General features: G+C 55.1%; 22 protein-coding genes and 2 tRNA genes. 23 read left to right on the plus strand and 1 reads right to left on the minus strand.

Features of this window, described 5'->3' with window-relative positions; translation table 11 throughout:
- The first annotated feature begins 92 nt into the window (after nt 1–92).
- A complete protein-coding gene (locus SDD30_RS02455) occupies nt 93–1,703 on the plus strand; it encodes an MBL fold metallo-hydrolase RNA specificity domain-containing protein (RefSeq protein ID WP_434073350.1) in 1,611 nt (536 codons plus the stop codon).
- Between the two features lie 16 nt (nt 1,704–1,719).
- Here SDD30_RS02455 and SDD30_RS02460 read toward each other — a convergent pair whose 3' ends face one another.
- Nucleotides 1,720–2,553, minus strand: a complete 834-nt coding sequence (locus SDD30_RS02460; RefSeq protein WP_434073351.1) for an Asp23/Gls24 family envelope stress response protein — start codon at nt 2,551–2,553, stop codon at nt 1,720–1,722.
- Nucleotides 2,554–2,700: 147 nt separating this feature from the next.
- Here SDD30_RS02460 and SDD30_RS02465 point away from each other — a divergent pair, with 147 nt between their 5' ends.
- From SDD30_RS02465 to thiL, 22 genes are all read left to right on the plus strand, one after another.
- Nucleotides 2,701–3,450 (plus strand): DnaD domain-containing protein, encoded by a 750-nt coding sequence (locus SDD30_RS02465; RefSeq protein WP_434073352.1) that lies wholly within the window; start codon nt 2,701–2,703, stop codon nt 3,448–3,450.
- Nucleotides 3,451–3,468: 18 nt separating this feature from the next.
- Nucleotides 3,469–4,281 carry an ATP-binding protein gene (locus tag SDD30_RS02470; RefSeq protein WP_434073353.1) on the plus strand — a complete coding sequence of 271 codons (813 nt, stop codon included), beginning with the start codon at nt 3,469–3,471 and terminating at the stop codon, nt 4,279–4,281.
- Nucleotides 4,282–4,419: 138 nt separating this feature from the next.
- On the plus strand, nt 4,420–4,698 hold the full coding sequence (locus tag SDD30_RS02475) for a FeoA family protein (protein WP_434073354.1): 279 nt from the start codon (nt 4,420–4,422) through the stop codon (nt 4,696–4,698).
- A complete protein-coding gene (gene feoB / locus SDD30_RS02480) occupies nt 4,679–6,523 on the plus strand; it encodes a ferrous iron transport protein B (protein ID WP_434073355.1) in 1,845 nt (614 codons plus the stop codon). Before SDD30_RS02475 ends, feoB begins: the two co-directional genes overlap by 20 nt.
- Before the next feature lie 314 nt (nt 6,524–6,837).
- The gene (locus SDD30_RS02485; protein WP_434073356.1) at nt 6,838–7,452 is read left to right on the plus strand and encodes a phosphate propanoyltransferase; all 615 of its coding nucleotides are present in this window, start codon (nt 6,838–6,840) and stop codon (nt 7,450–7,452) included.
- A 107-nt stretch (nt 7,453–7,559) separates the two neighbouring features.
- On the plus strand, nt 7,560–7,760 hold the full coding sequence (locus SDD30_RS02490) for a hypothetical protein (protein WP_434073357.1): 201 nt from the start codon (nt 7,560–7,562) through the stop codon (nt 7,758–7,760).
- A 168-nt stretch (nt 7,761–7,928) separates the two neighbouring features.
- Nucleotides 7,929–8,759, plus strand: coding sequence for an IclR family transcriptional regulator (locus SDD30_RS02495; RefSeq protein ID WP_434073358.1), 831 nt, complete (start codon nt 7,929–7,931; stop codon nt 8,757–8,759).
- A 208-nt stretch (nt 8,760–8,967) separates the two neighbouring features.
- On the plus strand, nt 8,968–10,608 hold the full coding sequence (locus SDD30_RS02500) for a glutamate synthase-related protein (RefSeq protein ID WP_434073529.1): 1,641 nt from the start codon (nt 8,968–8,970) through the stop codon (nt 10,606–10,608).
- A gap of 55 nt (nt 10,609–10,663) precedes the next feature.
- Nucleotides 10,664–11,464 (plus strand): IclR family transcriptional regulator, encoded by an 801-nt coding sequence (locus tag SDD30_RS02505; RefSeq protein ID WP_434073359.1) that lies wholly within the window; start codon nt 10,664–10,666, stop codon nt 11,462–11,464.
- Between the two features lie 83 nt (nt 11,465–11,547).
- Nucleotides 11,548–11,874 (plus strand): hypothetical protein, encoded by a 327-nt coding sequence (locus SDD30_RS02510; protein WP_434073360.1) that lies wholly within the window; start codon nt 11,548–11,550, stop codon nt 11,872–11,874.
- Between the two features lie 335 nt (nt 11,875–12,209).
- Complete coding sequence (locus tag SDD30_RS02515) at nt 12,210–12,422, plus strand: hypothetical protein (RefSeq protein ID WP_434073361.1); 213 nt, start codon at nt 12,210–12,212, stop codon at nt 12,420–12,422.
- A 55-nt stretch (nt 12,423–12,477) separates the two neighbouring features.
- Nucleotides 12,478–13,170, plus strand: a complete 693-nt coding sequence (locus SDD30_RS02520) for a class I SAM-dependent methyltransferase (RefSeq protein ID WP_434073362.1) — start codon at nt 12,478–12,480, stop codon at nt 13,168–13,170.
- An 81-nt stretch (nt 13,171–13,251) separates the two neighbouring features.
- On the plus strand, nt 13,252–14,013 hold the full coding sequence (locus tag SDD30_RS02525) for an ATP-binding cassette domain-containing protein (RefSeq protein ID WP_434073363.1): 762 nt from the start codon (nt 13,252–13,254) through the stop codon (nt 14,011–14,013).
- Nucleotides 14,014–14,015: 2 nt separating this feature from the next.
- A complete protein-coding gene (locus SDD30_RS02530) occupies nt 14,016–14,810 on the plus strand; it encodes an ABC transporter permease (RefSeq protein WP_434073364.1) in 795 nt (264 codons plus the stop codon).
- A gap of 113 nt (nt 14,811–14,923) precedes the next feature.
- A tRNA-Arg gene (locus tag SDD30_RS02535) sits at nt 14,924–15,000 on the plus strand.
- Nucleotides 15,001–15,005: 5 nt separating this feature from the next.
- A tRNA-Lys gene (locus SDD30_RS02540) sits at nt 15,006–15,081 on the plus strand.
- A 345-nt stretch (nt 15,082–15,426) separates the two neighbouring features.
- On the plus strand, nt 15,427–15,561 hold the full coding sequence (locus SDD30_RS02545; RefSeq protein ID WP_434073530.1) for a fibronectin type III domain-containing protein: 135 nt from the start codon (nt 15,427–15,429) through the stop codon (nt 15,559–15,561).
- Nucleotides 15,562–15,604: 43 nt separating this feature from the next.
- Nucleotides 15,605–15,736, plus strand: a complete 132-nt coding sequence (locus tag SDD30_RS02550) for a hypothetical protein (RefSeq protein WP_434073365.1) — start codon at nt 15,605–15,607, stop codon at nt 15,734–15,736.
- A 415-nt stretch (nt 15,737–16,151) separates the two neighbouring features.
- A complete protein-coding gene (locus SDD30_RS02555; RefSeq protein ID WP_434073366.1) occupies nt 16,152–16,763 on the plus strand; it encodes a DUF3786 domain-containing protein in 612 nt (203 codons plus the stop codon).
- A gap of 17 nt (nt 16,764–16,780) precedes the next feature.
- Nucleotides 16,781–17,668 carry a DUF8754 domain-containing protein gene (locus SDD30_RS02560; protein WP_494517266.1) on the plus strand — a complete coding sequence of 296 codons (888 nt, stop codon included), beginning with the start codon at nt 16,781–16,783 and terminating at the stop codon, nt 17,666–17,668.
- A 72-nt stretch (nt 17,669–17,740) separates the two neighbouring features.
- Complete coding sequence (locus SDD30_RS02565; protein WP_434073368.1) at nt 17,741–18,292, plus strand: tetratricopeptide repeat protein; 552 nt, start codon at nt 17,741–17,743, stop codon at nt 18,290–18,292.
- A 61-nt stretch (nt 18,293–18,353) separates the two neighbouring features.
- Entirely contained in the window at nt 18,354–19,373 is a 1,020-nt protein-coding gene (thiL, locus tag SDD30_RS02570; protein WP_434073369.1) for a thiamine-phosphate kinase, read from the plus strand.
- Nucleotides 19,374–19,385 lie beyond the last annotated feature (12 nt).

Genomic DNA, 19,385 nt, shown 5'->3' on the forward strand with positions numbered 1-19,385 from the left:
ATGCCTTTACCATCGCCAATAGCGACCACTTGCAAGGGAAACGCAAGAAAACAGAACCAACCCGAAAAAGGTTTTGACAAGGGAGAGGAATTATGATTAAACTCCAGTTTTGCGGCGCTGCCGGGACGGTGACCGGCTCCTGTTACCTCCTGGACACCGAACGTCACCGGTTGCTCATTGACTGCGGTCTCTTTCAGGGTTCCAAAGCCATTAAAGAACGTAACTACGGTCCCTTTCCCTTCAACCCCGGCGCTATCGACGCCCTGATCCTTACCCATGCCCATATCGACCACTGCGGGTTGATCCCCAAACTCTATCTCCAGGGCTTTAAAGGCCCCGTCTATACCACGCCGGTTACCGCCGATCTGGCCCGGGTGCTGCTCCCCGACAGCGGCCACATCCAGGAGATGGAGGTCGAGCGGAAGAATCGTAAAAACAGCCGTGCCGGCATGCCCCTTTTAACCCCCATTTATACGGCCGCCCAGGCCGCCACCTGCCTGGATAACTTCCAGACCATAGACTACCAGCAGGAGCAGGAGATCCTGCCCGGCGTTCGCCTGCGCCTCCAGGACGCCGGCCACATCCTGGGCTCGGCTATAGCCGAGATTTGGATCCAGGACGATGGCCGGGAAAGCAAGATTACCTTTTCCGGGGACCTGGGGAATCCCGGCCAGCCGATCGTCAATGACCCGGCGGCTATTGAAGCTACCGACTACCTGGTGATGGAATCCACCTATGGTAACCGCCGCCACAACATCCAGGGAGATAAAATCGAACGCCTCAAAGAAGTAATCCTGGCGACCAGAAAAAAGGGGGGCAACCTAGTCATCCCGGCCTTTGCCGTTGAACGGACCCAGGACCTCCTCTATGCCCTAAACGTCCTCCTACAGCGGGGCGCGATCCAGGTAGATAATCTCTACTTGGACAGTCCCCTGGCGGTTGCCGCCACGGAGATCTTTTGCCGGCACCAGGAATACTTTGATACCGATGCTAAGGATTTAAGCCATAACGGTAGTACCTGCCCCTTTTACCTGCCCGGCATGCACCTCTGCCGCACGGCAGAGGAATCCATGGCCATCAATAAAATCCACAGCGGGGCGATTATTATCTCGGCCAGCGGTATGGCCGATGCCGGCCGGATTAAGCATCACCTGAAACATAACCTCTGGCGGCCAGAGGCCACCGTTCTCCTGGTCGGTTACCAGGCGGACGGTACCCTGGGCCGGCGGCTGCTGGAAGGGGAGAAACGGGTGCGTATCCACGGGGAAGAAATCGCCGTCCGGGCGGAAATCGTCAGTATCGACGGTTTTTCCGCCCATGCTGATCAGGAAGGCCTCTTGAACTGGGTCAAGTCATTTCGCCAACCGCCCCGGCTGGTATTTGTCACCCACGGTGAACCTGAGGCGGCAGGAGACTTCGCCCGCCTGTTACGTACGGAATTGGGCCTGGCGGCGGAGGTACCGGGTTGGCTGGATGTCGTCCAGCTGCTGCCCGGAACGGCGGAGATTGCCCCGGCGCCAGCAGCAGCCCTGACAGCCGCCGGGACGGCCGCCGCAGCAGAAGCAACTTACCAGCGGCTCCTGGTCCAGCTCAAGGCTTTGGTGGAGACCGGCTTTACCAGCGGGGATTATGCCGGCGTTAACCGCAAGCTCCAACAAATAGAGACCCTGGTAGATCAGGGCCTGCAGGAAAAGGCCGGTTAGGCAATAGCCGGTTAGCTCAGGTTTTTTTATCCGGCAATTTAAGACTGCTGACGGTAATATTGACAGTCTCGACCTCCAGGGCTGTCATATTTGTAATAGTAGTCTTCACCCTTTTCTGGGCCGCCTGCAAAAGGGGCGGCAGAAAGACGCCGTAAGGGGCAGTTACCTCCAGATTAAGGACCAGATTTCCCTCCCGGGTTTCCACCTGGACCCGGGAACTGCTTAACCCACCAGCAGTGACCAAATACCCGGCCAGCTGGGCCACGACGTTCTGGGCGATATAAAAATGCCCCAGGGAATTAAAGGTGGGACGCACGGTGGTCTGTTCCACCCATAGGTTACGGCTCTTGCCCGGCGGCGCCTGGTGCCGGCGCAGGAAGGTGCGCAGGGGTTCAATGAGGGGCCCGCTAAACCGCGGCTTTACTTCCACCGTCGGTGCCGGGATGACGTGCTTACCGAGCTGGCTCCGGATCTGCCGGGCCCGGTTTATCTCTCCGGGGGTGGCTACTTCGGTAATATCTATCCACCGGGCCGGGTGGGGGATTTGCAGGCGGTCGCAAATGCGCCGGGTCATTTCCCGGGAGGTGCTGATGACCAGGACCCGGGGCGGGTTGATGGCCGCCAGGCATTCCCGGACTTCCCGGGCACGTTCGGGTTCGCTAAAAAGGGCTGTTTTAATGGCCCCTACCCGGGTCGGTTGCTCCTTAGCCGAAACACCGGCTAGAATACGACTGCCCCGAATTAACAGGCCATCATCAATTATGGCATCGGCAGCATAATCCCGGGCCACCGCCAGGGCCCGGTGACTTTTACCACTGCCACTGGGACCAACGAGGGCAATAACCTCCATGGGATTTTACCTCCCCTTAACTAAAATAATTATAAACGAAAATCCGCGTGAGGCAATGCCCCTGACAACCCCTGGTTGCCTTTGGTTCTAGCGGTAACTGATGCTATAATTAAATAATGCCATGAGCTTCCGGGGAGGGAAAAGATAATGGTTTTCACTGGTAATAATTACGAATTGCTGACGACAGCCATGCTGGAATGTGGTAGCCTGGTTATTCCCGATATGCTATTAAAGTTTTACACCCGCCTGGGCTTGACGGAATTAGAAATGATGGTTTTAATCCATCTTTTTCACTGGCGCCAGGTGGAACAGGAGCGTTTCCCTACCCCGGAAAAGCTCCGCCAGTATATGAGCCTGGATGAAGAAGAGATCAAGAACCTGATCGCCTCCCTGATTGAAAAGAAACTCCTGGCTGTAGAGCCCTATTATAACCATGTCCTGGGCCGCTGGCAAAATACCTTTTCCTTTGCCCCCCTGTGGACCAAATTAACCCGCATTGCCCTGGGAAATTACAACCCGCCAACAGAGACCCAACCGGATACCGGGGCCATGACAATTAAACAGGGAGAGCTTTATCGTATCTTTGAAAAAGAGTTTGGCCGGCCCCTCTCCCCATTGGAAAGCGATCAACTCCGGGAATGGTGCCAGAATGACCACCTTTCCATAGAGTTGCTGCAGGAAGCCCTGCGCCGGGCTGTACTGCGAGGGGCCCTTAACTTCCGGTATATCGATTCTATCCTCCGGGACTGGCTACGCCATAATATCCGTAATGTCTCCCAGGCCACGGCCTACGATGAGCAAAAAAATAAAAAGAAGCCCCGGCGGGCTAAACCGGAAAACCCGCCTACCGGCCGGGATAAGTACCGCGACCTTTACCGCCTCAACCTGGAAGGCTAAAGGGAGGTTTGAGCCTGGATGGAGAGAATCCAGATACCCCATGAATTGCTGGTAAAAAGGCAGCCTCAGGATATACCGGCGGCTGCCGCCTCTTACCGGTGCCCCCTGTGCCTTGACCGGGGCTTAATCATCCGTGATGGCCGCGCCTATCGCTGCCGCTGTATGCAACAAAAGGCCTGGCAGAACCGGCTGCGGGCGGCCAACCTGGCGCCCCAGCTCAGCCGCTATACCTTTACCAGCTTTGACCTAAAGTACTACTCACGCACCCTGCGGGATGAATTAACCGGTACAACCTATTATGAAAGTGCGCGCCATTGCCTGGAAGCATCCCAACGCTTTGTCGCTACCTGCCGCCGGGAAGAACATGGCCGGGGTCTCTTTATTTTCGGCCCGGTAGGGAGCGGTAAAACCTTTTTGGCGGCAGCCATTGCCAATGCTCTAACTGCCGCCGGGAAAGAGGTTCTCTTTACCGTCGTACCGGATCTCCTGGACGCCATTCGCGCCACCTACGACCGCCGTCCCCAGGACAATAACCAGACAGAACTCGAACTTATTGATACCGCCCGGGGAGTAGGTATCCTGATCCTGGACGATCTGGGCGCCCACAACTACACGGAATGGACCTGTAATAAAATCTACTCCTTGCTTAACTACCGCCTGATTAATGAGCTGCCAACGGTCATTACCAGTAACCTGGACCTGAAGGACCTGGAGGAATACCTGGGCGAACGAACCACCTCCCGTATCGTCCAGCTCTGCCAGTCCTACCACTTGCCGGTGGCCGAAGACATCCGTTATACCCACAGCCGCGAGAGCATCACCAAAAAGTGATGCTTTTTTACGTCATCCCATTGACATTGATTATCATTTACTCTAATATATTTATAGAAGCCAATTGATAATGTTTTTCAATTAGCAGTGGACATGAACCACCAAATCCGGCATAAGTATAAGGGGGGAGGGAGCATCATGACCCTGGACAAGGTCAAAGAGGGACAACGCCTGCGCATCCTGGCCCTGCCGGGGGCCGGTATCCGGGCCCAGGCTATCCGCCTGGGCGTCGCCGAAGGGGAACTGGTCACCTGCACCAATATTATTCCCGGAGGCCCCATCATCATCGCCAAAAACCGTCAAGAAATCGCCCTGGGCAGAGGCCTGGCCGCCAGAATTAACGTAGAACCCGTCTCTACCCCGGCGGCAGCCAAATCCCGGGTAAGGAGGCGCGCCTATGGCCTGCCACGATCTTAACCAGGACCTCAACATCCCCGCCGGGGTACGAAAAATAGTCTTGGCCGGCAATCCCAACGTCGGCAAATCCGTCTTTTTTAATGCTTTAACCGGTCTTTATGTTGATGTCTCTAATTTTCCTGGTACCACCCTGGAGATCAGCCATGGCCGGGTGGGTAATGACTTTATCCTGGACACGCCCGGTGTCTACGGTGTATCTTCCTTTAATGACGAAGAAAAGGTGGCCCGGGATGTGATCCTGGGTGCGGATATTGTCATCAACGTCGTCAACGCTGTGCACCTGGAACGCGACCTTTTCCTGACCCAGCAAATCATTGATATGGGGATCCCTATGGTAGTGGCCCTAAACATGGTTGATGAAGCTACCCGCCAGGGCATAAAAATTAACGTTGCGGAACTGGAGCGGCAGCTAGGTGTACCGGTTATTCCTACCGTAGCCATAAAGAGGCAGGGGTTCGCGGAGGTTAAACAGGCTGTAGCCCGGGCCCGTTGCGGCAACAGCCTCCCCGAACTGGAAGAAATGCTGCCCCTGCTCCAACGGAAGACCCACAACCGGGCCGCGGCTCTACTTATTCTGGAGGGCGACCCCTATGTAGCCGCCCGTTATCGCCTCAAACCCCTGGACCGCCAGGAGGAGATCTACCTGGCCCGGCGGCGGCGGGTTGATACCATTGTGGCCGCAGTAGTCAAAGAAAGCAATACCGGGGCTTCCTGGAGCACCCGCCTCAGCCGCTGGATGATGCAACCCCTCACCGGTATCCCCATTTTAATAATCTCCCTGGGGCTTTTATATGAATTTATCGGGGTCTTTATTGCTCAGACCGTTGTCGGCATTACGGAAGGCGGCCTGATGAAGGGTTATTATGAACCTTTTATTCGTAATCTAATCAGCCAGTGGCTGCCGCCGGACACCATCCCGGGTACCTTGTTAATCGGGGAATTCGGCCTCTTGACCATGACGGTAACCTATATTCTGGGCCTCTTGCTGCCCCTGGTGCTGGGCTTCTACCTGGGCCTGTCGACCCTGGAGGATTCCGGTTATTTGCCGCGCATTGCCGTCCTGGTGGACCGGGCCTTGATGCGTATCGGTTTAAACGGCCGGGGTATCATCCCTATTATCCTGGGCTTTGGCTGTGTTACCGCGGCCACCATTACCACCCGGTTACTGGGCAGCAAGCGCGAACGCCGCATCGCCACCTTCCTCCTGGCCATGGCCATCCCCTGTTCGGCCCAGCTGGCGATTATCACTACCATGCTGGTACGCCTGGGCCCCGGTTACACGGTCCTGTATATCGTCCTCATCGCCGGCATCCTGGTCCTGACCGGGACAGCCCTGAACTGGCTGCTGCCGGGTCGGCCCAGCGATCTCTTAATCGACCTGCCGCCCCTGCGGTGGCCGCAACCGGTTAATATCCTAAAAAAAACGGCCACTAAAACCAGCGCCTTTATCCGCGAAGCTACACCCTTATTCGCCGGCGGTGCCCTCTTGATTGGTATTTTACAGGTCACCGGCTTGCTAGCTGTCCTGCAAAACCTGTTGGCGCCGGTTACGGTCAGCTGGCTGCAACTTCCCAAAGAAACGACTACAGCCTTTATCATGGGCTTCGTCCGCCGGGATTTTGGCGCTGCCGGGCTCTACAGCCTGCCCTTAAAGCCAGCCCAGTCTCTGGTATCCCTGGTTACCATTACCTTGTTTGTACCCTGTATTGCCTCGGCCCTGGTGATCTTTAAAGAACGCGGCTGGCGGGAAGGGATTGTCATCTGGCCGGCGGTCCTGGTCCTTGCTTTCTTCATCGGTGGTATCATCTCCCACATCCTGATCTAGGAAAGAGGTGGGTCGCTATGCAACCCCATTGCCTTGATAAATGCCCCCGCTGTGGTTACCCCCTTAAGGAACCCCGGCAGCTGCGTTGCCCCCGCTGCCATACTGCCCTGGTAAGCAATTGTAATGGCCAGTGCCGGGGTTGTAACTATAAAAATATACCGTTCGTAAATAAGGCACCGGAAATTTAAGATTTTGACTATAAGCCACCCCCTTGCACCTGCTGCCGAATAGCATTATAATTAGGATGAACGGTAGTTATTTAGCGTTTAACGGTTGTTAAGGGCAGCCGGGAGGAATGGGAGGAGGAGCTTAAAGTGAATGATATTTTACTCGAAGTACCTGTAGGTGTATCTGGACGGCATGTGCACCTTACCAGGGAACATCTCCAGACTCTCTTCGGGCCTGGCTATGAGTTAACTAAGGTGAAAGATCTAGGGCAACCGGGTCAATTTGCCGCTAAGGAGACCGTCACTGTGGTAGGACCCAAAGGGGTTCTGGAACGGGTGCGGGTCCTGGGGCCGATCCGCTCATATACCCAGGTGGAGTTGTCTCGTACCGACTGCTTTAAACTCGGTGTCAATCCGCCGATTCGGGATTCTGGCGATCACGCTGGCTCACCAGGTTGTATATTGGTCGGACCGGCAGGGGTAGTGACCCTGAAGCAAGGGGTGATTATCGCCCTACGCCACATCCATATGCATACCAGCGATGGTAAGCGGTATGGGTTAAAGGATAAAGACCTGGTAACAGTCCAGGTAGGAGGCGAAAGGGGACTAATCTTCACCAACGTCCTGGTAAGGGTCAATCCCAACTTCCGCCTGGAATTTCATGTTGATACTGACGAAGCCAATGCCTGCCTTTTGAACAATGACGACGTGGTCCAAGTCCTGTCCCCGGCGGCAGTTGAAGCCCTGGGGTTGGTAAGTTAAACGGCCCTCCCAAAGCTCCTGCAAAGGAGCTTCTATTTTTTCCTCCTCCGGGCAGGATATTTCCGATTCAGCGCGAAGGATTCTATAGATAAAAGGAGGTGGCGATCATGAAGATCCCGGTATGTGATCGCTGTAAAGCCAAAAATGTCGAGGGCATCATCTGTCGCCATTGCGATACCGCCTATTGCTATGACTGCCTGGATACCAATCCTCCCGATATGAAAATCTGTCCGACCTGCGGCCAGTTCCTTTGTAATGAGTGTTATGAAGGTATGGTCGCCTGTGATCAGGTACCACCCCGTAAATAACCCGCCTACGGGCGGGTTTGTTTTTTTATTTCTTTCTATTGACAAGCCTTAATAAAACACCTTAAAATTAAGGCATAGTGAAAACGGGTTTCACAAAAAGGTTACCAATCGCGGTTCCGGAAAAAATCGCCGGTAAAGATGGGAGTCAAGAGCGGGGGAAACGGGTTAATGGCAGAAAAGAAAAGCAATAACGGCGAAGAAGCGAAAACCGTCCAGGCCGTAGAGAGGGCCCTGGCCATTATGGATGCCCTGGCTGAGGCGGGTACGCCCATGGCCATTACTGATCTGGCGGATAAAGTACAGTTAAATATCAGTACCGTCCATCGCCTCCTTAGCACCCTGATCGTTAAGGGTTATATAGAGCAAGAACCAGAAACCAGCCGCTACAAACTGGGTTTGAAGCTCTTTGCCATGGGTAAAACCGCCCTTTATGCCCAGGATTTGCAAAGCATGGGCCGCCCCTTCCTGGAGGAACTCGTCCGGCGTTGCAATGAAACGGCCAACCTGGCGATCCTCGATGGCCGGGAGGTAGTTTATATTGACCAGGTGGAATCTAATAACATTGTTATTGTCCGCATGTTTGCCCGGGTAGGGAGCCGCGGCCCGGCCCACGCTACCGGATCGGGAAAAATGCTCCTCAGCTCACTAACAGACGACGAGTTGGACCAGCTCTTTGCCGGCATCACCCTGGAACGCTACACCAGCGAGACCATCACCGACCTGCCCATCCTCAAAAAAGAACTGCAGCGCATCCGGCGCCAGGGTTATGCCATTGATCTAGGCGAAAGGGACGAGGATGTACGTTGTGCTGCTGCCCCTATCCGCAATCACGAAGGTAAAATGGTGGCAGCCATCAGCGTCTCCGGACCCCACACCAGGATTACCAATTATTATTTAAACAACGAACTGGTGGATATTGTCCTCGACGTAGCCCGGGAGATGTCGAAACGCCTAGGTTACCAAGGTAAGGGAAAAAATGAAATTGCGTTCCAAGATTAAATAAGGATTAATTTAAGTGCCCCTTGCGTATACAAAATGCAGGGGGCTTAATTATTTTTACAATATGAAAAAGGCTTTTGTTGACAAGCCCTACTCCCCCTTTTAAAATAAAGTTTGGGGTTGCGAAAAGGGCTTTCACCATGTGACAAGGCCTCAACAGGCCCCGGGTGCAGGCCCAAAAATCTTATTAAAAGCGGGGGATTAAATGATGCTGCAGTGGCCCAAACAAAATGATGTCCTGGGAACAGTTAATCGCGGTAACCCGGCGGAATCCGGTTTATGTACCTTATGCCGGGCTGACTGCCAGGGAAAGTGTGAGACCTGGATGGCCAGCTTGCTGGGGCGGAAACTCCTTTATCCCCGGGATTTTGGTCTTGTTACTGCCGGCAGTGGTAATACGACTCCTATCGGTACCTCGTATAATGCCTTGCGGATTCAAGGATATAACTATGGGGCTTATGGTCTGGCCAATGGTCTGTCTACCAGCGCCGATGATTGTATTTTCCCCAATGTTAACGTAGAAACCGAATTCGGCAGCCAGGTAAAAACTAAAGTCAAGACCCCCATCATGACGGGAGCCCTGGGTTCCACCTTTATCGCTGCCAAATACTGGGATTCCCTCGCCATTGGTGCCGCCCTGGTCGGCGTCCCTATTGTCATCGGAGAAAATGTCGTCGGCATCGACAAAGAAGCAGTTATCGAAAATGGCCGCATTATTAAGGCTCCAGAGCTGGACCAGCGGATTCAGACCTATTTGCAGTACTATAATGGCTATGGGGCCATCATCATCCAGATGAATGTAGAAGACACCCGTAACGGCGTCGCCGAATACATTATTGATAAATACGGCGACCAGGTCATCCTGGAATTGAAATGGGGCCAGGGTGCCAAGGATATCGGTGGTGAGATCCAGGTCACAGATATCGACTACGCTATCTTTTTAAAGAACCGGGGCTATGTAGTCGACCCGGATCCAACCCTGCCGGCTGTGCAGGAGGCCTTTAAGAGCGGGGCCCTGAAAGCCTTCGCCCGCCATAGCCGCCTGGGCTATACCGATCTCACCAGCTCCGACCAGGTAAAAGAAAACTTCCTCGGGGCCATTAAACACCTGCGCGAACTAGGCTACCAGCGGATCACCCTGAAGACCGGGGCCTACGGTATGGAGGCCCTGGCTATGGCCATTAGACTCGCCAGCGAGGCCAACCTCGATTTTCTGACTGTGGACGGTTCCAGCGGCGGTACCGGCATGAGTCCCTGGAACATGATGGAGACCTGGGGGGTTCCCTCCATTCTCCTCCATGCTAAAGCCTATGAGTATGCCGGCCTGTTAGCTGCTCAAGGCAAACGGGTAGTTGATATGGCCTTTGCCGGCGGGTTGGCCCGGGAGGATCACATCTTTAAAGCCCTGGCCCTGGGTGCTCCTTACACCAAACTAGTATGTATGGGGCGCGCCTTGATGATCCCCGGCTTTGTCGGTTCCAACATTGAAGGGGTGCTCTGTCCAGAAAGACGCGCCCAGGTCAACGGCAACTGGGACAGCCTGCCCCGCACGGTAAGCGACCTAGGTACGCAGGCAGAAGAGATTTTTGCCGGCTACTATGAGGTGCAAAAGAAGGTCGGTGCTGAAGCCATGGCGCAGGTCCCTTACGGAGCCATTGCTTTCTGGACCCTGGCCGATAAGCTGACGGCAGGATTGCAACAGTTAATGGCCGGTGCCCGCAAATTCTCCCTGGATCAAATTAGCAGGCAGGATATCGCTGCCGCCAACCGGGAAACCGAGGCCGAGACCGGTATCCCCTTCATCACCGACATCCAGGACGAATTGGCCCGGAGGATCCTCCTCGGATAAAACTCTTGTAAGGTTAAGCATCAACCATCGAATTCATCAGCGGGGGGAGTCGCCAATGCCAGGGACCAGGGACAATAAGACAAGGGGCGTTCAGGCAGTCGACCGGGCCCTAGCCATCCTGGAGGTCATGGCCCGGGAAGGCTCCCCCATGATGCTCTCAACCATCAGCGCTGAATTGCGGTTAAATATCAGTACCGTCCATCGCTTATTAAACGCCCTGGCAGCCCACGGCCTGGTAGAACAGGAACCTTACCAGGGTCGTTACCGGTTGGGAATCAAAGTCTTCGAAATAGGAAACCGGGCCCTGTACAGCCTGGATATCCGCGCCATCGCCCGGCCCTACTTAACCCGGCTGGTCGATGATTTTAACGAAACAGCCAACCTGGCGATACTGGATAAATGGGAAGTAGTCTATATAGATCAGGTAGAGTCCAGTCAGATTGTCAAGATGCTGGCCAGCCCCGGCACCCGGGCGCCGGCCTACTGCACTGCTGCAGGCAAGGTGCTGCTGGCTTACTTGGGTGATCACCAACTAACTGGATATTTGGTCGAGGTACCTCTATTACCATATACAGCAGCGACTATTAGTGACCCCCAGCAACTGCGGGCCGAGTTATCCCTGATACGCAGCCAGGGTTTTGCCCTGGATGAGGGTGAAAGGGAAGATGGGGTTCGTTGTGTTGCAGCTCCAGTATACAATCATGAGCATAAGGTTATCGCTGCCGTCAGCCTGTCGGGCCCAGCTCATCGCCTGCCAGCCGGGGAGTTAACCGGAAAATTCGCCACTGCCGTAGTTCAGGTTGCCCTGAGAATTGGCCAGCATCTGGGTTACTGTGGTCCCGGCAAATTTGATTAGGAGTTGCTGCAACAGGTATTTTAAAACCTGTACTGGGCAATAATAACATCAAACCTATTATTAACCACAGGGGGTTTGATGTTATGGAGATTTACCGTGCTCGTTGGTCCAATCGCAATGCCAGGGGTGACTTGAGCGTTTCCAGTAATGGTATTCGCCTACGGGGTGCTGCCTTTCAACATCTCCGCGGTACCAGTTACGTGATGATTGGAGTTGAGGGCCAGCGTTTAATCCTGAAGAAGAGCGATGACCCTGGTAACCTAAAATTAAGGTTGGCCGCTAAAGGTAGAATAGGGGAGATAGGTGGTAAACACCTGACCCAGTGGCTGTTGGAGCATGGTTTTAATAAGGGCCAGTACAAGGCCCAGTTAATGGCCGACCAGGTTATTGTCCAGCAGGAGCTGGCTTAATCAGCTTCAAGACATAGGGCTACCGCTTCACCAGCGAACCATGAAAAAGTAAGCTGAAGAAAGTTTGCTAGCCGAGAACCACGAAGCCTGGAGCCTGTAACCCCCAGCCCCCGGAAAGCCGTCCAACAATCGCTTGATTCAGCGGAAACCTATCTTCGGAGAAAATTTAAATTGAGGAAAAAAGGACCCCCCAGGGGTCCTTTTTTATAAGCAGAGACCCCTTCACCTAAAAAGGTTCCCTGCTAAAAATAGCTATAGGTGGAAGCCCGTACTTTGTTGTATAATTTTCTCAGTGTTAATCAGCTCTTTTTATTTTTTCCGGTAGGGGTGAGGAAATGAATAAAAATGAACTAGCAGCTGCTATCAAGCAATTAAAGGAACAGCTCGCTGAAGTAGAGGAAGAAAGGGGCTTCATCCTCAGTCAGACCGGCCGCCACGTTCCTGGTCATATCGTTCGGGATTATGAGGCCACCATCGACCGATTGCAAAAGGAATTGTCCCACTTACAAGAGTTGCTGGCGGGAAAAGAGGAAAAAACAAATCAATGACGAAATTACCAGTATAATATGGTATACCAATTTGCTGAAAGGAGTTGTGATAACTATGGCTGAGGTCTTTGATCGTAAAGCCGGGGATTATGATGACTGGTACCTGCGTCCCCTGGGAGCCCTGGTCGACCGGGTGGAAAAGGAGCCTATCTATGCTTACCTGGACCCCTATGCCGGGGAACATATTTTAGACGTCGGCTGCGGCACTGGTAACTTCTCCCTGGAACTGGCCCGCCGGGGGGTAAAGGTAACCGGCATCGATATTTCTGATCCCATGCTGGCCCGGGCCAGGGAAAAGGCAGCCGACGCCGGCCTGGCGGTTGAATTTCTCCATGCTGATGCCATGAATCTCCCCTTTGCTAACAACACCTTTGATAAAATAGTATCGGTTACCGCCCTGGAGTTCGCCCCTGATCTCAAGGTCGTCCTGGCGGAGAGCTACCGTGTCCTTAAACCCGGCGGTCGCATGGTTATCGGCCTTATCGGCGGCAACAGCCTCTGGAGCCGGCACTATGAGGCCCGGGCCGCCCGGGAACCGGACTGCCTCTTTAAACACGCCCGTTTTTATACCTTGGACGAACTCCTGGCTGCTATGCCCGGGCGGGATGTCAAGGGTAAAGCCGTTCTCTTCTTTGGCCCGGACTTCGACGGTACCAAAGTTGACGAGGCCCTGGCCATCGAGGCTGCCGCGGCCCGGGAAGGCCGTACCAACGGCGGCTTTATCGCCGCGGTCAGTTACAAGGGCTAGGCAGGTTCTCCCGTCCCGGTTTGGCCGGTTGTTTCCGCCAGCCGCATTCTTCAGCCCTGCTAATACTGGAAGGCATAAAATATGAGGGAAGCAAAATTCGAGCTCAAGGATGTAACCTTAAAACGTCCCGGCCGTAACGCCGCCGGGGAGATAACGACCGCTGTTATCTTAAACAGGATAACTACTTCCTTCCCCCGGGGAGAGATTACTGCTGTCCTGGGGCCCTCCGGTTCGGGTAAATCCAGCCTCCTTAGACTTTTAAACCGGCTGGAGGACCCGGCTTCCGGACAGATTATCCTTGATGGTGATGACTTAAGGGACCTCGATATTTTTACCCTGCGCCGGCGGGTGGGAATGGTCTGGCAGCTGCCCACCCTCTTTCCCGGCACAGTGCTGGAGAATATCACCTATGGTCCCCGTTTAAGGGGCATAGCCCCGGCTCAGGCCAGGGCCAGGGCCGGAGAACTAATCCTGATGGTGGGCCTGGCGACCGACCTCCTGGAGCGCCCGGCGGACAGCCTCTCCATCGGCCAACAGCAGCGGGTCTCCCTGGCCCGCACCCTGGCCAACGACCCGGAGGTCCTGCTTCTGGACGAGCCAACGTCAGCCCTCGACCCCACGGCGGCGGCCAACATCCTGCACCTGATGGTCGATCTAAAATCCCGCCTGGGACTAACCCTCATCTTTGTGACTCACATCCTGGACCAGGCCCGCCAGGTCGCCGACGCCATCCTTTTTATCCATCACGGCGAAGTAGTCGAAGCCGCCCCGGCTAGGGGGTTTTTTACCGCCCCCCGGGACCCCCGTAGCCAGCTCTTCCTGGCCGGGCAGTTAGGAGGGTAGGGATGCAGTACATTAACATCGGTCTGGGCGACATCGGCCTAGCCCTGATCCTGGTAGGGATAACCCTGGCCATTTCCCTATGGCAACGCCTTGACCTCCATGGTGATTTATTTATCGGTACCATCAGGACCTTTATCCAGCTTATGGCCGTCGGTTACCTGCTCCAGATAATCTTTAATCTTAATCGCTGGTACCTTGTAATCCTCGCCTTGATTGTTATGTTGCTGGTGGCTGCTGCCAATGCCTACCGCCGCCAGCAGGAACGCTGGCCCCGGTTATTCTTCGTGATGCTCCTGGCTATAGCCCTGGGCGGGTTCATAACCCTGTCTCTTGTCATCAATGTTATTTTAAAGGTTAAACCCTGGTACCAGCCCCAGTATATGATCCCCATCGCCGGGATGATTATCGGCAATACCATGATCGGTGCGGCCCTGGCTATCAACCGGCTGACAGGGGAGATCAAGGCCCACCGGGGTGAAATCGAGGCCGCCCTGTCCCTGGGGGCGACTGCCTACCAGGCGGTCCTGCCTTACCTGCGAGCGGCTTTACGAGCGGCCATGCTGCCCACCATCAGTACCATGATGACAGTGGGTATTGTCCAGCTACCGGGCATGATGACCGGGCAAATCATTGCCGGCACTAGCCCGGCGGCTGCCGTCAGGTACCAGATAGTTGTCACCTATATGATGGCCGCCGCTACGGCCCTAACGACCATTACGGCCACCATGCTGGCTTACCGCTACTACTTTACACCTAACCACCAGTTAAAACCCCCGGCCCAGGGTAATGCCCCTTAAAAGTCAGGAGACGGCGGGGAAGGGGAATTTTACCGGCATTATTTAATTGTAGGTGAGGCAAACTGGTTGACTTCCTGGGCAATCTGTACTATAATAGCTTTTGCAATTGGTGAGCGCCCGTAGCTCAGCTGGATAGAGTGACGGAATCCGAGTCCGGAGGTCGCAGGTTCGAATCCTGTCGGGCGCGCCACTTTTGCGCCAGTAGCTCAGTTGGTAGAGCAGCTGACTCTTAATCAGCGGGTCGCGGGTTCGAAGCCTGCCTGGCGCACCAGGAAAACCCCTCAATGGAGGGGTTTTTGTTTTTAGGAAGTACCGAAACCGGTTTTTACATAAAATTTTACTCTGGTTTTGCCTACTTTTTACAAAGGAATAAACAGGACCTTAATAAATAAAGTGCTATGCTAAATATACCAAAAAAAGAAGGAGTTACGATCTGGGGAGCTTCAGTCCAACCGGATCACATTACCCTCACTTAGACCCAGGATCCCATAACAATCCAAACCATCACCTGGAGAACGGACTTGACTACCACCAAGGGTATAGTTCAGTATGCCAAAGCCGCGGACAAGACCTCTTTCCCCGGTAAAGTTACCACCGCCAAAGCTGCTGTAGAAAAATTTATAGTGCCACTCTTACCAGCCTCGAACCCGGCACTGAATATATCTACCGGGTGGGCGACAGTACCAACTGGAGCGCCATCCCCGGTATTAAAAATTTTTCTTGCATTTTCCTTCCGCCGGTGTTATCCTGAAGACAGGATGGTGTATACAAAACACCAGGGGGAGGCGGAGGTTATGGATTACCTGTTGACCTGGATCAACGGGGAAGAGGTTGATTACCGGTTTGTCAGGGCCGACGAACTTGAAGAAATCCTAGCCAGCGAGGAAGAAGAAAAAAACAACTGCATCGTTGTTCCCCTGCATTAGCTATGAGCCCGGCGCCAGCCGGCTTTTATTTTTGGTTCGGATATGGTAAGCTTTTACTTGCGGCAAGCTCAAAACGTTTGTCGCCACCAGCGAACCGGGAAAGCGTTAGTTGTAGGGCTGGAGGTACGGCTCCGGGATCCGGTGGTTCTCGGCTAGCAAAATATGCGCTCAGCCTTACTCTGCGGCGGGGGTCGCTTACCTTTATCTCTTTTATCTCTTTTTAAATAGCACAGCGGGGAGTGAAACTTTTCGTTCCTCAACTTACATCACGATCCCCATCCCGTTTAACGCCGCCTCGCCGCGCCTTCACTGAGTTTGCTAACGCCTCGACCCAAGTCGCGCCGCCTGTATCCTCCAGTAACTCTAAAGAAAGGCTAAATTACAGAATTATTTTTTTCGGAGGGGGACGGGAAACTTGGCCCTACCTTATAATCTAAGCGTTACCTTGGACCGGGCGCGGGCAGGCCTGGACCAGGCTAATCCTGAAGCGATAGCCGAATTAAAAAAAGTTACCTGGGAGCCGGAGAAGGGCCGTTTCAGCCTGCCTTCCCTCAATGATGTTTACTATATAACCTACCCGGCAGGGAAAGTCAGCACCCTTCCTGGCGAGCCGGTGGATCCCCGTTTTCAGGTCTTAATTCTCCATTACTTACTGGGCCCGGGGTCCAGCCTGCGGGGCCAGTGGATATCCTTTAAGGAGCTACCCGGCGGCCTTATTTACCAGCAGCCCTTTTACGGCCGGGCCGTTCTACCCCTGATCCGCACCTTCGGGCTCCGGCCGGCCAATCTCCTGCCAGCCGGAGCGGCCCTGGGCGGTAAGCAAGTCGACCAGGGTGACGCCGCTATTGAAGTTAACCCCTTCCCCCAGTTGCCGGTACGGCTGGTCATCTGGGCCGGGGATGAAGAGTTCCCGCCCGGTGGTACCATCCTCTTTGACGCCTCGGCCCCGGATATGCTAGCCACTGAGGACTTTGCCGTCCTGGCCGAATACCTGGTCAAACGGTTAAAAGACCTAGTCAGGGAGTAACGATTGCCATTAAGCACATTGTTAGCGTTAGCTTAGGGAGTCCCCGCAGGGATTACCGTCTCCGCCTCGAGTTGGAAGGGGCGCCGGTCTTCCTGAAGCGTTACGGTTGTAACGGCCAACCGGAGGTAGCCGCCCGCCTCCTCAGGGAGCTTGACGGCTGGGTTGACGCCCTGGGCCTGGGGGGCGTCAATCTCTTTTATCACCTCGCCGGCAAAGATTACTCCTGCCCGTTAGGTCAATACCTGGCCTGCCAGGTGCGGAAAACGCCCCTGGTTGATGGCTCCGGTTGGAAAAGGCGGGTAGAGATCACGGCAGTAGACCTCCTCCCTCCCTTACCGGCCGGGAGCCCGGCCCTGGTGGTTTCCGTCCTGGACCGTTTCTGGCTGGCCCAGGCCTTACAGCAGGCCGGCTATGTCACCCTGGCTGGGGATGCCGCCTTCGGTTTAAAACTACCCCTGGCCGTAAGCCTGCCCACCTTTACCCGCCTGGGTTATTTGGCCATGCCCCTCCTGGCCCGCCTGCCCCTGGCTTACCTTTACCCCCTGGGACCCCACCAGGAGCATTCCCGTCCCCGTTTCCAGCACCTCTACGCTAGGGCGAGGATCATTGCCGGGAACTGGCACTTTATCCGTCGAAATTTACCCTGGCATCTTAATGGCCAGGTGTTTATTACTAGCGGCACGACCCCGGCCGACCGGGAGCTCCTGGCCCGGCGTGGTGCCTCCAGGCTGGTGACGACCACCCCAACCTTCCAGGGCATTAGCCCGGCAGCCAACGCCCTGGAGGCAGTGCTGGTAGCCCTGGGGGCCGGGGAAGAGGAATACCTGCACCTGGCCAGGAAATTAAACTGGTTGCCCCGGATGATAGAATTAGATCCAGCCTCTACTAGCTCCAGCGGCGAATGATTAACCCGGTCATTTTCTCTCCCTTACGGCCATAGGATGTAGGGAATGGAAGCGAAGAATGGGGGAGAGGGAATGACCACCGCCCAAACCGCCCCGGCTACCTGCCGGATAATCTTGCAACCCCGCCACGCCGGTGCAAGCAAGACCATTAGTTACTACCTGGAACGCGCCCGGAAACGTATCCCCACTAACACCAGGATCGAGCTGAGGGATAATGAATTGCGTCTCCAGGGCCAGGGCACTGATGGCCGCTGTGCCTGCTGCCGGTATTTACGCAAGGCTTTAGCTACCCGGGGTATCCCTTTCATTGCCAGCTGCCCCCTGGAGGTGCTGGAAGGTACCAGCCGCAGGGTTAAAGTCGGCAACGCTTTCTTTAACCAGGAACTCCTCGAGGATGAAGAGAAATATCTAGGCTACCTACGCCGAGTGGAAAACGACCCCTATGACCTGGAAGCACAACTCGCCCTGGGAGTGATCCATGAGTACCACGGCCGTTTCGCTCCGGCAGTGGCCTGTTACTGGGCCGCCCGGGAACTTGACCCCAGTGACGCCTTTATTAAGGATCGCCTGGAGGAGATCTTGACCCTGCTCCAAAAATTCCTAACCCCGGCCGACCGATGCTAAAGAGCTTGCACCGGCCCTTTAGTTATGGCAAGATGTGAGTAGCTGGGAAAAGGAGTGGGTAGTGACCTTGGAACTAAAAGAAGTGGGTGAGTTCGGACTTATAGAACGCTTGAAGGCCGGGGCCATTGTTAACCCGGCCGGGGTGGTCATGGGTATTGGCGATGATGCTGCCGTTTTAAGGACAGAACCGGGTTACCTGACTCTGGCGGCTACAGATATGCTAGTGGAGGATGTGCACTTTACCCTGGCCACAGCCACGCCCCGGGAAATTGGTTATAAAACTATGGCCGTAAATATAAGTGATATTGCAGCCATGGGTGGTATACCAGAACAGGCCCTGGTCTCCCTGGGTTTAAGACCGGAGCAGCCAGTGGAATTCGTGGATGAGCTTTACGCCGGCTTACGGGAGTGCGGCCGGCGTTACGGGGTAAATATCATCGGTGGTGATACGGTTTCCTCACCCCGGGCGATGATCATTAACCTGGCCATCCTGGGCCGGGTTGAAGCAGCAGCCTGCCTGTACCGGCATGGAGCCCGGCCGGGAGATATCCTACTGGTGACCGGTGACCTAGGTGGCTCGGCCGCCGGTCTGGATACCCTGCTGGAGCCCCGGCCGGCTCCAGAAGCGGCCGTTAGTTGGGCCCGCCAGCGCCACTTGTGGCCCTCGCCCCGCGTGGCGGAAATCCGGGCCGCCCTGGCAGCCGGTGGGCTTACGGCAGCCGACGATATCAGCGACGGCCTGGTGGCCGAACTCTATACCCTGGCTGCTGCTTCCCAGGTGGGATTAATCCTTGAAGCCGAAGCCGTACCCATAGCCCCGGCTACCAGGCAACTAGCTGTGACCTATCATAAGGACCCCCTGGAATACGCCCTCTATGGCGGCGAAGACTTTGAGATCTTGCTGACCTGCCGCCCGGACAGAGTTGAAGCTATCCGGGAAGCCGTGAACCGGGCCTGTGGGACGCCGGTAACGGCCATTGGCCGCATCGTCCCGGCGGCAGATGGCCTCAGCCTTAAACAAGGGGACCGCCAGATGGCCTTAAAACCGGGGGGTTACAACCATTTCCAGTCCAGTTTATAATCAGCAGATTTA

The sequence above is a fragment of the Moorella naiadis (nom. illeg.) genome (assembly GCF_051020825.1).
Lineage (GTDB): Bacteria > Bacillota > DSM-521 > Neomoorellales > Neomoorellaceae > Neomoorella > Neomoorella naiadis.

What these genes read in the sequence shown, in the direction of transcription:
- SDD30_RS02455 (WP_434073350.1), top strand. Translation starts at nt 93, where the DNA reads ATGATTAAACTCCAGTTTTGCGGCGCTGCCGGGACGGTGACCGGCTCC.
- SDD30_RS02460 (WP_434073351.1), bottom strand. Translation starts at nt 2,553, where the DNA reads ATGGAGGTTATTGCCCTCGTTGGTCCCAGTGGCAGTGGTAAAAGTCAC.
- SDD30_RS02465 (WP_434073352.1), top strand. Translation starts at nt 2,701, where the DNA reads ATGGTTTTCACTGGTAATAATTACGAATTGCTGACGACAGCCATGCTG.
- SDD30_RS02470 (WP_434073353.1), top strand. Translation starts at nt 3,469, where the DNA reads ATGGAGAGAATCCAGATACCCCATGAATTGCTGGTAAAAAGGCAGCCT.
- SDD30_RS02475 (WP_434073354.1), top strand. Translation starts at nt 4,420, where the DNA reads ATGACCCTGGACAAGGTCAAAGAGGGACAACGCCTGCGCATCCTGGCC.
- feoB (WP_434073355.1), top strand. Translation starts at nt 4,679, where the DNA reads ATGGCCTGCCACGATCTTAACCAGGACCTCAACATCCCCGCCGGGGTA.
- SDD30_RS02490 (WP_434073357.1), top strand. Translation starts at nt 7,560, where the DNA reads ATGAAGATCCCGGTATGTGATCGCTGTAAAGCCAAAAATGTCGAGGGC.
- SDD30_RS02495 (WP_434073358.1), top strand. Translation starts at nt 7,929, where the DNA reads ATGGCAGAAAAGAAAAGCAATAACGGCGAAGAAGCGAAAACCGTCCAG.
- SDD30_RS02500 (WP_434073529.1), top strand. Translation starts at nt 8,968, where the DNA reads ATGCTGCAGTGGCCCAAACAAAATGATGTCCTGGGAACAGTTAATCGC.
- SDD30_RS02505 (WP_434073359.1), top strand. Translation starts at nt 10,664, where the DNA reads ATGCCAGGGACCAGGGACAATAAGACAAGGGGCGTTCAGGCAGTCGAC.
- SDD30_RS02510 (WP_434073360.1), top strand. Translation starts at nt 11,548, where the DNA reads ATGGAGATTTACCGTGCTCGTTGGTCCAATCGCAATGCCAGGGGTGAC.
- SDD30_RS02515 (WP_434073361.1), top strand. Translation starts at nt 12,210, where the DNA reads ATGAATAAAAATGAACTAGCAGCTGCTATCAAGCAATTAAAGGAACAG.
- SDD30_RS02520 (WP_434073362.1), top strand. Translation starts at nt 12,478, where the DNA reads ATGGCTGAGGTCTTTGATCGTAAAGCCGGGGATTATGATGACTGGTAC.
- SDD30_RS02525 (WP_434073363.1), top strand. Translation starts at nt 13,252, where the DNA reads ATGAGGGAAGCAAAATTCGAGCTCAAGGATGTAACCTTAAAACGTCCC.
- SDD30_RS02530 (WP_434073364.1), top strand. Translation starts at nt 14,016, where the DNA reads ATGCAGTACATTAACATCGGTCTGGGCGACATCGGCCTAGCCCTGATC.
- SDD30_RS02550 (WP_434073365.1), top strand. Translation starts at nt 15,605, where the DNA reads ATGGATTACCTGTTGACCTGGATCAACGGGGAAGAGGTTGATTACCGG.
- SDD30_RS02565 (WP_434073368.1), top strand. Translation starts at nt 17,741, where the DNA reads ATGACCACCGCCCAAACCGCCCCGGCTACCTGCCGGATAATCTTGCAA.